We start from the raw sequence: 12655 nt of genomic DNA, 5'->3' as shown, positions 1-12655 counted from the left end.
AGGGCGGTGGCGAGGGCGGCGATACGGGTCTTCATTGTGGCTTACGGGCTCCTTTACAGTACGAACCGGTGTGTTTGGTTCGTTTCATCTGTCTGAACCCAATATGGGGTCTCGTTCTCCGCTATGACGTGCGGTCAGGCACGCGAGAAACAGGATTAACTCTCCGGTCGCGAGATACAGCTCCGCGTCTGTCTGGATGCATCCTGAATACATCTTGCGAAAGACGATCGTCGATCTCGCGCCGGGACGAAATGTTCGGAGGGCCGGCAGGCCCGCAATCGCCGAGACGGCCGGACCCGGCCCGAGCGAAGGCCACGCGGGGTCGATGCCGGCGCGTCCCACGCGGCTATCACCGCGCATTTCGCCCGCGAAGACTCACGGTCGATACAATTTCTCAAATCAGACGCAAATCCACGCACAGGCATGCTCAGATAATCCAACACGATAATGTTAAATTTATCGGGGAACACGACCGTCGCAACAGACTTACAGCCGCACTGTGCCACTCCGGAGCACATGACTGAAAGTCAAACATGAAGACGCTCGCAATGGTTCTGGCCTCTGGCCTGATGTTCGCCAGTTTTTCGATCGGCGCCGCCTCGGCCGCCCCGGGCCTGACGCAGGCCGAGCGGATGCGCGCCAGCTCCTCGATCGGCCATGCCGGCAACTACAAGGCCCGCAAGTACCACATGCGCCACCATGGCCATCGCCACGATGCGATCCACCATTCCCGTGCCAAGCGCACGCACCACACCCGCAACCGCCTGATGCACGGCGACCCCAATGCCCGCAATCCGATGCTGCCCGGCTACGCCCAGCAGCGCGGCACCACCTCGGGCGGCCCGCGCTACTGACGGCGTCCCGCTCCGCCCCCGGGCGGAGCCGATCGCGAGTCCCGGTCGACGCCTCGCGGGTCGATCCGGGCTCGAAATCCGCCGCCGCCGAGGGTCGCGACGCGGCGCGACGCGGTCGAGATCGGCAACCCGAGCGCTCCCTTCGGGTTGAGGGTTCAGGCAGCAGCAGATGGCGTATACGATGTCGAACCGCGGTATACACGCGCCCTTTTTCGTCGCGGCGGCCCTCTCGGCGGCCGTCCTGGCCGGCGGGAGCACCGGGGCGGCGCAGGCCGCGAACCGCTCGGGCATCCACCACCCGCAGGCGCACCGGTATTCCTGCCGGCCGCCGCTGAAGTTCGCCGCCGGGGCCTGCGTGAAGCGCTGCCCGGCCGGATACCGGGATACGGGGCGATCCTGCCGCTTCCGGAGCATGAGCCGGTGATGCGGGACACGGCGGTCGTCACCATCCTGGACGCACCCCGCTGCCATCTCGGCGAAGGTCCCTGCTACGACCCGCGCACCGATACCGCCTGGTGGGTCGACATCCTGGAGCGTCGCCTGTTCGAAGCGCCGCTCGCCGGGGGTGCCGCCCGGATGCACGCGCTGCCCCTGATGGCGAGCGCAGTGGCCGCGGTCGACGAGACCCGTCACCTCCTGGCGGCCGAGGACGGCCTCTACCTGCGCAGCCTGCGGGACGGCGGCCTGACCCTGTTCTGCCCGCTGGAGGCCGAACGGGCCGGCACCCGCTCCAACGACGGCCGGGTCCATCCCTGCGGCGCCCTCTGGATCAGCACGATGGGGCGGAACGCCGAGCCCGGGCACGGGGCGATCTACCATCTGGCCGGCACGCGGGTGACGCGCCTCTATACCAGCCTGACCATCCCGAACGCCCTCTGCTTCTCCCCCGACGGCACCACCGGCTACTTCGCCGATACCGATGCGGGGCTGCTGCAGCGCGTCGCCCTCGATCCCCGCACCGGGTTGCCGGTGGGCGAGCCGGCGACGCTCTACGACCATCGCGGCGGCGAGGGTGGTCTCGACGGCGCCGCCGTCGACGCGGAGGGCCGGCTCTGGTGCGCCCGCTGGGGCGCGTCCTGCATCGACGCCTACAGCCCGGAGGGCACGCGCCTGCGCACGATCGCCCTGCCGGTGACGCGGCCTTCCTGTCCGACCTTCGCCGGCCCCGGCCTGGACCGTCTCCTCGTCACCAGCGCCTACGAGGGCATGACCCAGGCGGAGCGGGACGCCGACCCCGAACACGGCCGCACCCTACTGGTGGCGTTCGGAGGCCGCGGCCTGCTCGAGCCCGCCTTCCGGCTGTCGGCCGACGGCAGCGGGACCTGAGGGGTCCCGGCCCGACGACAGCCGAAACGCTTCCCGAGCACCACAGCCAGGACGACGCCCGGCCCGGCGATGGCGGCGCCGGAACGGCGGGCGACCCCTCCCCGGACGGAATCTACCGGGCACCGTTCGGCCCCGGGCCGACGAGAGGCGCAGGCGGCGGGAAGTCGGACGCGGCCGGTCAAGGAAGACTGGAGCGTTCCGTTCTCGATGCGCAGGGCGGTCTGGAGGCCGCCGGCCTGGATAGACATCGCCCCGTTCGTCGCGGGTGCCGGGCAGGGATCGTTATGTCCAGCGCGGCACCGCTGAGCCTAGAGGCTGTTATGGACCTGTGACGGCTGGATTCCAGATGAAGGGGCATGACCTCTTTACGTAAAGCCTACCCGTCCGACGTCTCCGATGACGAATGGGCGCTGGTCGCCCCCTATCTGACGCTGCTGCGCGCGGATGCGGGACAGCGCGAGCACAGCCTGCGCGAGGTGTTCGACGGGCTGCGCGACGTGGTGAAGACGGGCGCGCCGTGGCGCTGGATGCCCAACGACCTTCCGCCCTGGGAGGCCTGTCTACCAGCAGGCGCAGCGCTGGCTGGCGGCGGGCTGCTTCGAGCAACTGGCCGACGATCTGCGGGCATTGCTGCGTCTGACCTCCGGACGTTCGCCCGAGCCGAGCGCGGCCATCCTCGACAGCGGACCCCGCGCTCCTCGCCGGAGAGCGGCGAGCGGGCTGGCTACGACGGTGCCAAGCGCAACAAGGGCTCGAAGGTCCACCTGGCCGTCGACACCCTCGGCCACCTCCTGGACCTGCACGTCACCCCCGCCGATGCCGACGACCGCGCCCAGGTCGGTCGTTTGGCTGGGGCCGTGCAGGCCGCCACCGGGGACAGCATCGATCTCGCCTATGTCGATCAGGGCTATACGGGCGAGAAGCCGGCCAAGGCGGCCCGCACGCACGGCATCGAACTCGAGGTCGTCAAACTGCCGGACGCCAAGCGCGGCTTCGTCCTGCTGCCGCGGCGCTGGGTGGTGGAGCGCTCCTTCGCCTGGGCGACGCGCTTCCGGCGTCTCGTCAAAGACTACGAGCGCTATCCCAGCACGCTGGCAGACCTCCACATCGTCGCCTTCGTCTGCCCCATGCTCAACAGGCCACTCAACTGACGGGCAGTTCATAACAGCCTCTAGCGCTTCGTCGTAGTGGCGGATCGCGCTTCAGAGCCCGACGCGGTTGCTGCGGCCGGGCAGACGAGGGACCTTGGTGTCGCGCGGCTCGATGGGGCCGGCACAGGTGTAGGTGAACTCGGTCTGCAGATCGGTGAACACGGTCTCGCCGCGGACCCGGCAATCCTCGCGCCCCGTCTCGTTCAGGTAGGTGCGCGCCGCCTCACGGAAGCGCTTGACCCGGGTCAGGGCCGGGTCGCCCCCGGCGAACGCATCGTCGATGCCGCAGCCCGTGGTCTCCCGCAGGGCGTTGGAGACGATCAGCATCTTGCGCACCCGGCGCTGGTCGTAGACCTCGTAGGGGTCCTTGCAGCCGATGGTGACGACCTGAGGCGTCAGGCTGACATAGGTCTTCGAGATGTAAGCGAAGCCCGTGCAGCCCGAGGCGACGAGCCCGAGCGCGACGGTGGCGACGAGGGAGCCGGTGAGCCGGTACACGTTTCGGGCGCCCTTCGCTGGTCTCGGGCCATGGTTGGGCCGGATCGGCATTGAAGCGCAGGCGCGCCCACGGTCAAGCCTCGCCCGGCCACACTCCAGGGGTTTCGAATCCCGCCGCCTCCCCGCCACGGGGAGACGGCGGTGCCGGCGCCCTACTCGGCGGCGGCCGCGAGGTAGCGGGCCGGATCATAGTTCAGGATCGGGCCGAGCCAGCGCTCGACCTCGCGCAGGTCCATGCCCTTGCGGATCGCGTAGTCCTCGACCTGATCGCGCTCCACCTTGGCGACGCCGAAGTAATGCGCCTCCGGATGCGCGATGTAGAGGCCCGAGACCGAGGAGCCCGGCCACATGGCGTAGGACTCGGTGAGCTTCACGCCGATGCGCGACTCCGCCTTGAGGAGGTCGAACAGCGTGACCTTCTCGGTGTGGTCGGGCTGCGAGGGATAGCCGGGCGCGGGACGGATGCCGGCATATTCCTCGCGCACCAGATCTTCCGGCGCGAAGGTCTCGTCGGCGGCGTAACCCCAGAACTCGCGGCGGACCCGCTCGTGCATGCGCTCGGCCAGGGCCTCGGCGATGCGGTCGGCCAGCGCCTTGACCAGGATCGAGCGGTAATCGTCGTTGGCCCGCTCGAAGCGCTCGGCGATGCGCACTTCCTCCAGGCCCGCCGTGACGACGAAGCCGCCGACATAGTCGGCGATGCCGGTCTCGGCCGGCGCGACGAAGTCGGACAGGCAGGTATTGGCGCGCCCGTCACGCTTCGTCAGCTGCTGGCGCAGGCCGAAGAAGGTCGCGAGTTTTTCGGATCGGCTCTCGCCGGTGAACAGCGTGATGTCGTCGCCCACCGAATTCGCCGGCCAGAAGCCGATGATCGCCTTCGGGTTGAACCAGCGCTCGTCGACGATCTGCTTCAGCATCTCCTGCGCGTCGTCGAACAACGCCTTGGCGGCCGGGCCCTGGTTGGGGTCCTCGAAGATCGCCGGGTAGCGGCCCTTGAACTCGTAGGTCTGCAGGAACGGCGTCCAGTCGATGTAGGGCACCAGATCGGCGACCTCGTAGGACGAGTAGACCCGCACGCCGGTGAAGCTCGGCTTCTTCGGCTGGTAGCCCGACCAGTCGATCCGGAACGGATTGGCGCGGGCCTTGGCCAGCGGCAGGCGCTGCTTGTCGAGCTCCGAGCGCGCATGGGCGTCCGAGACCTTGCGGTACTCGGCGCGGATGTTGGCGATGGTCGAGTCCCGCGTCTCCTTCGAGAGCAGGCTCGAGACCACGCCGACCGCCCGGCTCGCATCGGTGACGTAGACGGTCTGGCCGCGGTTGTAGGACGGGTGGATCTTCACCGCCGTGTGGACGCGGCTCGTGGTGGCGCCGCCGATGAGGAGCGGCACCTCGAAGCCCTCGCGCTCCATCTCGGCCGCGACGTGCACCATCTCGTCCAGCGACGGGGTGATGAGCCCGGACAGGCCGACGATGTCGACGTTCTCGCGCCTGGCGACATCGAGGATCTTGGCCGCCGGCACCATCACGCCGAGATCGATGATCTCGTAGTTGTTGCAGGCGAGCACGACGCCGACGATGTTCTTGCCGATGTCGTGGACGTCGCCCTTCACGGTCGCCATCAGGATCTTGCCGGCGGCCTGGCGCTTGCCGTCGCCGCCATTGGCGAGCTTCTCCGCCTCCATGAAGGGCTCGAGATAAGCGACCGCCTGCTTCATCACGCGGGCCGACTTCACCACCTGCGGCAGGAACATCTTGCCGGAGCCGAACAGGTCGCCGACCACGTTCATGCCGGCCATGAGCGGGCCCTCGATGACGTGGAGCGGACGCGCGGACTTCAGGCGCGCCTCCTCGGTGTCGGCCACCACGAACTCTGTGATGCCGTTGACCAGCGCATGCTCCAGTCGCTTCTCGACCGGCGCCTCGCGCCAGGACAGGTCGGCCGTCTTGGCCTGGACGCCGCCGCCGGACTTGAAGCGCTCGGCCGCCTCCAGCAGGCGGTCGGTGGAATCGTCGCGCCGGTTGAGGACGACGTCCTCGCAGAGCTCGCGGAGTTCGGGCGGCAGTTCGTCGTAGATCGCGAGCTGGCCCGCATTCACGATGCCCATGTCCATGCCGACCTGGATCGCGTGGTAGAGGAATACCGCGTGCATCGCCTCGCGCACGGGCTCGTTGCCCCGGAAGGCGAAGGACAGGTTCGAGATGCCGCCCGAGATGTGGGCGTGCGGCAGGGTCTCGCGGATGGTCTTCGTCGCCTCGATGAAGGCGACGCCGTAGCCGTTATGCTCCTCGATACCCGTGGCGACGGCGAAGACGTTGGGATCGAAGATGATGTCTTCCGGCGGGAAGCCCACCTCCTCGGTCAGGACCCGGTAGGCCTTGGTGCAGATCTCGACCTTGCGCTCGTAGGAATCAGCCTGGCCCTGCTCGTCGAAGGCCATGACCACGACCGCCGCGCCGTAGGAACGGCACACCCGGGCGTCCTGGATGAACTTCTCGACGCCCTCCTTCATGGAGATCGAGTTCACGATCGCCTTGCCCTGGACGCATTTCAGGCCGGCCTCGATGACGTGGAATTTCGAGGAATCGATCATCACCGGCACGCGGGCGATGTCGGGCTCGGCGGCCACGAGGTTGAGGAACTCGACCATGGCCTTCTCGGAATCAAGCAGGCCCTCGTCCATGTTGATGTCGATGATGCTGGCGCCTGCCGCGACCTGATCGCGGGCGACGTCGAGAGCCGCCGCGTAGTCGCCGGCCGTGATCAGCTTACGGAATTTCGCCGAGCCGGTGACGTTGGTGCGCTCGCCCACGTTCACGAAGGGGATCTCCTTCGTCAGGGTGAAGGGCTCCAGGCCCGACAGGCGCATCAGCCGGGGCACTTGCGGAATCGCGCGGGGCTTGCACCCTTCGACGGCCTGCGCGATGGCGCGGATGTGGTCCGGCGTGGTGCCGCAGCAGCCGCCGACCATGTTGACGAGGCCGGCGGTGGCGAACTCACCCACCAGCTTGCCCATGGCTTCCGGACTCTCGTCGTAGAGTCCGAACTCGTTGGGGAGACCCGCGTTCGGGTAGGCGCAGACCAGGGTGTCGGCAATGCGCGACAGCTCCGAGATGTGCCCGCGCATTTCCTTGGCGCCGAGCGCGCAGTTCAGTCCGATGGTCAGCGGGCTGGCGTGGCGGAGTGCGTTCCAGAACGCCTCCGGGGTCTGGCCGGACAGGGTGCGGCCGGAGAGATCCGTGATCGTGCCCGAGATCATGATCGGCAGGGTCATGCCCCGTTCCTCGAACACCGCCCAGGCGGCGGCGACCGCCGCCTTGGCGTTGAGGGTATCGAAGATGGTCTCGATCAGGATGAGCTCGGCGCCGCCATCCATCAGGCCGCGGACCTGCTCGACATAGGCCTGCTTGACCTGGTCGAAGGTCACGGCCCGGTAGCCGGGATTGTTGACGTCCGGCGAGATCGACAGGGTGCGGTTCGTCGGGCCGATGGCGCCGGCCACGAAGCGGCGGCGGCCGTCCTGCTTCTCCGCCAGGGCGGCCGCCTCGCGGGCGAGGCGCGCGCCCTCGGCGTTCAATTCGTGGATGATCGATTCCATGCCGTAATCGGCCTGGGCGATCGTGGTGCCCGAGAAGGTGTTGGTCTCGCAGACGTCGGCCCCGGCCAGGAAGTAGTCGAGGTGGATCTGCCGGATCGCGTCCGCTTGCGTCAGAATCAGGAGGTCGTTGTTGCCCTTCTGGTCGTGGCCGTGATCCAGGAACCGCGAGCCGCGAAAATCCGCCTCGCCGTAGCCGAGGCGCTGGATCACGGTCCCCATCGCCCCGTCGAGAACGAGGATTTTCTCGCCCGCGCGCTGGCGCAGGGCGGCTTCGATCTCTTTTCCGTCGACGGGGCGCAGGTCGGTCATGGGTTTCTCACGCGTCATTCCGGGGCCGCGGAGCGGCGCCCGGAATCCAGAACCGCGACGGGTCCGGAGAGTGAAGTTCGACAGGGTCGGCGTGTCGGATCCCGGGCCCACTTGTCGGCGCCCCGGGACGACGTGGGCTCAGGCCGCCTTGGCGGCGACCTTCGGGGCCTGAGCCCGCAGGCCGAGCACGTGGCAGATGGCGTAGACGAGGTCGGAGCGGTTCATCGAGTAGAAGTGGAAGTCGTTGACGCCGTGGTCGACGAGGTCGAGCACCTGCTCGGCGGCCACCGCCGCCGCCACGAGGCGCCGGGTCTCGACGTCGTTGTCCAGGCCCTCGAACCGGGCGGCGAGCCAGTACGGCACCGAGGCGCCGGTGCGGCGGGCGAAGTTCGCCGCCTGCTTGAAGTTCTGCACCGGCAGGATGCCGGGGATGATCGGGATGTCGATGCCCGCGGCCCGAACCTTGTCGACGTAGCGCAGGTAGATGTCGTTCTCGAAGAAAAACTGCGTGATCGCCTGGTCGGCGCCCGCGTCGACCTTGGCCTTCAAGGCGTCGATGTCGGCATCGAGGGAAGACGCCTCCGGGTGCTTCTCGGGATAGGCCGAGACCGAGACCTTGAAGTCGCCGATGCGCTTGATGCCGGCCACGAGGTCGGAAGTCTGGGCGTAACCGCCCGGATGCGGCCGGTAGGCGGTGCCGATGCCGTCCTGCGGGTCGCCGCGCAGGGCCACGATGTGGCGCACGCCGGCATCCCAGTAGGATTGCACGACGGCGTCGATCTCCTCGCGGGTGGCGTCGACACAGGTCAGGTGGGCGGCCGGCTGGAGGCTCGTCTCCTTGACCATCCGGGCGACGGTGTTGTGGGTGCGCTCGCGGGTGGAGCCGCCGGCGCCGTAGGTCACCGAGACGAATTTCGGTTGCAGCGGCGCGAGGCGCTCGATCGAGGACCAGAGGATCTTCTCCATCTCCTCGGTCTTCGGAGGGAAGAACTCGATGGAGACCCGGATCGGACGGTAGCTGTCGCGGCTGGCGCGATGGTGGGAGGCGGATGGCATCGGGTCGTCCTCTATGTCGGTCGGTTCAGACGGTCGTCGATCAGGGTTCGAAGGCAGGATTCGGGTGGAAGCGGACCGTCGCCCTCAGGCGACGGCCAACTCCGGTTCGTGCGCGGGCGCCGCCATCTCGGCCGCATCGGTGGCGAGCCAGAGCGTCACGGTCAACTGGTCCTCGACCTCGCCGGTGGGGGCGAGGTCCCGGGTGGTGACGGTGGGCAGCCCCGCATCGTTGAGCCAGCCCGTCACCTGTTCGGGCGCGAAGCCGAGGCGGCGATGGGCCTGGGCCTCGCGCAGGAATTCGAGGTCGTGGGGGGCGAAATCCACCACCAGCAGGCGCCCGCCGGGGGCGACGAGGCGGGCGGCCTCGCGCAGGGCCCGGGCCGGATCGTCGAGGTAGTGCAGCACCTGATGGACCACGACGAGGTCGAACCCGCCGCGCCCGAAGGGCGGCGCATGGATGTCGCCCTGGCGCAGGTCGACCCGGGACAGGCCCAGGCGCTCCAGGTTCGCCCGCGCCACGGAGAGCATGGCGTGGTTCGAATCGAGCCCGACCGCGCGGACGGCGCGCCCGGCCAGCAATCCGAGCATGCGCCCGGTGCCGGTGCCGAGATCGACCAGGTTCTGGATCGGCCGATTGCCGAGCACGTCGAGCACCGCGGCCTCGACGGTGGCCTCCGGCACGTGCAGCGAGCGCAGGCGGTCCCATTTGGGCGCCAGGCGGGCGAAGAAGGCCTGGGCGGCCTCGGCCCTCTGGGTGCGCACGGCCTCCAGGCGGGCGAAATCCTCGGAGAGCGGCGCCCGGGTGGCGTCGAGCCCGGCCACGAGCGGCTCGACGAGGGCGGCGCGATCCTCCACCAGGCGGAAGAAGGCCCAGGCGCCCTCGCGGTGCCGCTCCACCAGCCCGGCCTCCACCAGCAGCTTGAGATGGCGCGAGATGCGCGGCTGCGACTGACCCAGGATGTCGGTGAGGTCGGAGACCGAGAGTTCGCCGGCGGCCAGCAGCGCCAGGATGCGCAGGCGCGTCTCCTCCGCCGCCGCCCGCAGGATGGCGAGGGCGTCGGCAAACGGCAGGGCGGTGGCTGGAGGAGATCCCGCGTTAGACATAAAGATATCTTTATGTGAAAACGAGAGCCCTGACAAGCGTCTCCGACATCAGTCGAGGTCGCAAGGACGCGGGCGCCTCACGGCGCGTTCCAGAGCCAGGCGGCCCCGCGGACGCCGGAGGCATCGCCGTACCGGCTCGGGCGGATGGGCGTATCGAACGCGTCGGAAAACACGTGCGGCGCCACCCGCGATGGCAGGCCGGCGAGGATCTCGGGCACGCGCGAGAGACCGCCGCCGATGACGATGACATCGGGGTCGATCAGGTTGATCACCTGGGCCATCCCGCGTCCGAGGCGGTCGAGGTAGCGGTCAAGGGTCGCCTCCGCCTCCGCGTCGCCGGCCCGCAGGGACGCGACGACGGCCTCGCCGCTGCCCGTCGCACCGGCGCGGCGGGCGTGGTCGGCGGCGAGCGCCGGGCCGGAGACCCAGGTTTCGAGGCAGCCGTGCCGGCCGCAATAGCAGGCCGGTCCGGGGCGCTCGTCGTCGCGGGCGGATGGCAGCGGGTTGTGGCCCCACTCGCCGGCGATGCGGTCGCGCCCCGCGAGGGCGCGGCCCTGCAGGGCGATGCCGGAGCCGACGCCGGTGCCAAGGATGATGGCCCAGACCACGGGCAGGCCCGCCCCGGCCCCGTCGACGGCCTCCGAGACCGCGAGGCAGTTGGCGTCGTTCTCCAGGCGCACGGGACGGGCCAGGGCGCGTTCAAGATCATGGCCGAAGGGCCGGCCGTTCAGCCAGACTGAGTTGGCGTTCTTGACGAGGCCGGTGCGCGGTGAGATCGCCCCCGGCATGCCGATGCCGACCGTCCCGGTGGCGCCGGCCCGCGTCTCCAGGTCCCGCACGAGCGCTGCGATGGCCGCGAGGGTCGCCGCATAATCGTCACGGGGCGTGGCGACCCGGTGCTCGGCCCGGGTCGCGCCGTCGGATGTGAGCGCGATCCCGGCGATCTTGGTGCCGCCGAGATCGATGCCGATGCGCAGGGATGCGGTCAGGGCCGGGGCCCGTCAGCGCGCCGCGGCCGGGACAGGGGCCGCCGGGCTCGCGGCGCTGCCGGAATCCATTTCCGGGGCGTGGTCGGAGATGTCGGTGCCGATCGAAACCGGATGCGCCATGACCTGGCGCAGCTTCTCGGTGTCGAGTTCGCCCTCCCAGCGGCTGACCACCACCGTGGCGACGCCGTTGCCGATGAGGTTGGTGATGGCGCGGCACTCCGACATGAACTTGTCGACGCCGAGAATCAGGGTCATGGCTGCCACCGGCACCGGGTTGTTCGGAATGGCGCTGAGCGTCGCCGCCAGGGTGATGAAGCCTGCGCCGGTCACGCCGGAGGCGCCCTTGGAGGTCAGCATCGCCACCAGGATGATGGTGGCATACTGGCCGAAGGACAGGTCGGCGCCCACCGCCTGGGCCAGGAAGAGCGACGCCAGGGTCATGTAGATGTTGGTGCCGTCGAGGTTGAACGAGTAGCCCGTCGGGATTACCAGGCCGACCACGGAATCCGAGGCGCCGAGGCGGCGCATCTTCGTCATCATATGCGGCAGCACCGTCTCGGAGGACGAGGTGCCCAGCACGATGAGGAGTTCGTCCTTGATGTAGGCCAGGAACTTGAAGATCGAGAAGCCGGCCACCCGGGCGATGCCGCCGAGGATGAGGACCACGAACAGGAAGGCCGTGACGTAGAAGGTGCCCACGAGCCAGGCGAGATCGATGACCTTGCCGATGCCGTACTGGCCGATGGTGAAGGCCATGGCGCCGAAGGCGCCGATGGGGGCCAGCTTCACCACGAGGCCGATGATGCGGAAGAAGATCTGCCCCGCCGTGTCGATGGCGTGGGTGATGGCCTCGCCGCGCTGGCCCATGCCGGTGACGACGACGCCGGTCAGGATCGAGATCAGCAGCACCTGCAGCAGGTCGCCGGTGGCGAAGGCGTCGAAGAAGCTCTTCGGGATCAGCGCCATGATGTGGCCGGTGACCGAATCGTCGGCGGCCATCTTCGCGTATTTCTCGACCGCCTTGCCGTCGAGCTTCGTCACGTCGGCGTTGAAGCCGGCGCCCGGCTTGACGACCTCGCCGACGAGGACGCCGATGAGCAGCGCGATGGTGGAGACCACCTCGAAGTAGACCAAGGCCTTCAGGCCGACGCGGCCGACCTTCTTCAGGTCCCCGATCGACGCGATGCCGTGCACGATGGTACAGAAGATGATCGGTGCGATCATCATCTTGATCAGGGCGATGAAGGCGTCACCGAGCCACTTGACCGACTTGCCCCATTCGGGATGGAGCCAGCCGAGAAGCACGCCGAGCGCGATCGCGATCAGCACCTGGATGTAGAGCACCTTGTACCAGGGCTCCTTGGACGGACGTGGGACCGCGGCTGGTGCCGCTCCATAGGTCGTCGCCTGGGCCATGATCCCTCCCGATGCGCTCTGCGCAACCCACTGATTGTTAATCCCGACGCTAGCCAGTTTATTCGCTCCGCTCAATCGCAGGCGGTGCGCTGCGATGACAAACGGCAGGCGCTTACACGCTCTTCGCGGGGAAAAGGCTGCGCGCGGCCACGGGCGCGCCGGCGTCCAAGGGTGCACGCAGGCGTGGCGCCCGGACTCTCGCGACCCCGACGGCTTTCCATCCGGATCCGGCGCTCGCGGGAAGTCCGGCGCGCCGTGCGGTTCCGGATCCGGGGCTTCGGCCGCACGGCCCCTCGATCCTCCGATCCCGCGCGCGGGTTTTTCGCACGAGACCCCACATAAGAGACCGGCCCCCC

General features: G+C 68.9%; 10 protein-coding genes. 4 read left to right on the top strand and 6 right to left on the bottom strand.

Annotated features, from left to right (window positions below; all coding sequences use genetic code 11):
* Positions 1 to 533: 533 nt before the first annotated feature.
* The 4 genes from AC3WLN_RS14110 to AC3WLN_RS14095 all read left to right on the top strand — a co-directional run bounded on the left by AC3WLN_RS14110 (position 534) and on the right by AC3WLN_RS14095 (position 3331).
* Positions 534 to 854 carry a hypothetical protein gene (locus AC3WLN_RS14110; RefSeq protein WP_492482176.1) on the top strand — a complete coding sequence of 107 codons (321 nt, stop codon included), beginning with the start codon at positions 534 to 536 and terminating at the stop codon, positions 852 to 854.
* A 169-nt stretch (positions 855 to 1023) separates the two neighbouring features.
* Positions 1024 to 1278, top strand: coding sequence for a hypothetical protein (locus tag AC3WLN_RS14105; protein WP_492482174.1), 255 nt, complete (start codon positions 1024 to 1026; stop codon positions 1276 to 1278).
* A complete protein-coding gene (locus tag AC3WLN_RS14100) occupies positions 1278 to 2180 on the top strand; it encodes an SMP-30/gluconolactonase/LRE family protein (RefSeq protein WP_492482172.1) in 903 nt (300 codons plus the stop codon). The genes AC3WLN_RS14105 and AC3WLN_RS14100 overlap by 1 nt, the downstream gene beginning before the upstream one ends.
* A gap of 356 nt (positions 2181 to 2536) precedes the next feature.
* A complete protein-coding gene (locus AC3WLN_RS14095) occupies positions 2537 to 3331 on the top strand; it encodes an IS5 family transposase (protein ID WP_492482170.1) in 795 nt (264 codons plus the stop codon).
* A 51-nt stretch (positions 3332 to 3382) separates the two neighbouring features.
* Here AC3WLN_RS14095 and AC3WLN_RS14090 read toward each other — a convergent pair whose 3' ends face one another.
* The 6 genes from AC3WLN_RS14090 to AC3WLN_RS14065 all read right to left on the bottom strand — a co-directional run bounded on the left by AC3WLN_RS14090 (position 3383) and on the right by AC3WLN_RS14065 (position 12299).
* Complete coding sequence (locus AC3WLN_RS14090; protein ID WP_492482168.1) at positions 3383 to 3829, bottom strand: hypothetical protein; 447 nt, start codon at positions 3827 to 3829, stop codon at positions 3383 to 3385.
* A gap of 152 nt (positions 3830 to 3981) precedes the next feature.
* A complete protein-coding gene (metH, locus tag AC3WLN_RS14085) occupies positions 3982 to 7734 on the bottom strand; it encodes a methionine synthase (RefSeq protein ID WP_492482166.1) in 3753 nt (1250 codons plus the stop codon).
* A gap of 138 nt (positions 7735 to 7872) precedes the next feature.
* Positions 7873 to 8790, bottom strand: coding sequence for a methylenetetrahydrofolate reductase [NAD(P)H] (gene metF, locus AC3WLN_RS14080; RefSeq protein WP_056214808.1), 918 nt, complete (start codon positions 8788 to 8790; stop codon positions 7873 to 7875).
* Between the two features lie 84 nt (positions 8791 to 8874).
* Positions 8875 to 9894, bottom strand: coding sequence for an ArsR/SmtB family transcription factor (locus AC3WLN_RS14075; protein ID WP_492482165.1), 1020 nt, complete (start codon positions 9892 to 9894; stop codon positions 8875 to 8877).
* Between the two features lie 77 nt (positions 9895 to 9971).
* Positions 9972 to 10871: an ROK family protein gene (locus AC3WLN_RS14070; protein WP_492482182.1), complete on the bottom strand. Its 900-nt coding sequence runs from the start codon at positions 10869 to 10871 to the stop codon at positions 9972 to 9974.
* A gap of 24 nt (positions 10872 to 10895) precedes the next feature.
* On the bottom strand, positions 10896 to 12299 hold the full coding sequence (locus tag AC3WLN_RS14065; protein ID WP_492482163.1) for a dicarboxylate/amino acid:cation symporter: 1404 nt from the start codon (positions 12297 to 12299) through the stop codon (positions 10896 to 10898).
* Positions 12300 to 12655 lie beyond the last annotated feature (356 nt).

It is taken from the genome of Methylobacterium sp. FW306-05-D, assembly GCF_058782155.1.
The sequence above is the reverse complement of the archived record's forward strand: the minus strand, read 5'-3'. Positions and strand labels throughout refer to the sequence as shown.

What these genes read in the sequence shown, in the direction of transcription:
- AC3WLN_RS14065 (WP_492482163.1), bottom strand. Translation starts at nt 12,299, where the DNA reads ATGGCCCAGGCGACGACCTATGGAGCGGCACCAGCCGCGGTCCCACGT.
- AC3WLN_RS14105 (WP_492482174.1), top strand. Translation starts at nt 1,024, where the DNA reads ATGGCGTATACGATGTCGAACCGCGGTATACACGCGCCCTTTTTCGTC.
- AC3WLN_RS14075 (WP_492482165.1), bottom strand. Translation starts at nt 9,894, where the DNA reads ATGTCTAACGCGGGATCTCCTCCAGCCACCGCCCTGCCGTTTGCCGAC.
- metH (WP_492482166.1), bottom strand. Translation starts at nt 7,734, where the DNA reads ATGACCGACCTGCGCCCCGTCGACGGAAAAGAGATCGAAGCCGCCCTG.
- AC3WLN_RS14110 (WP_492482176.1), top strand. Translation starts at nt 534, where the DNA reads ATGAAGACGCTCGCAATGGTTCTGGCCTCTGGCCTGATGTTCGCCAGT.
- metF (WP_056214808.1), bottom strand. Translation starts at nt 8,790, where the DNA reads ATGCCATCCGCCTCCCACCATCGCGCCAGCCGCGACAGCTACCGTCCG.
- AC3WLN_RS14100 (WP_492482172.1), top strand. Translation starts at nt 1,278, where the DNA reads ATGCGGGACACGGCGGTCGTCACCATCCTGGACGCACCCCGCTGCCAT.
- AC3WLN_RS14095 (WP_492482170.1), top strand. Translation starts at nt 2,537, where the DNA reads ATGACCTCTTTACGTAAAGCCTACCCGTCCGACGTCTCCGATGACGAA.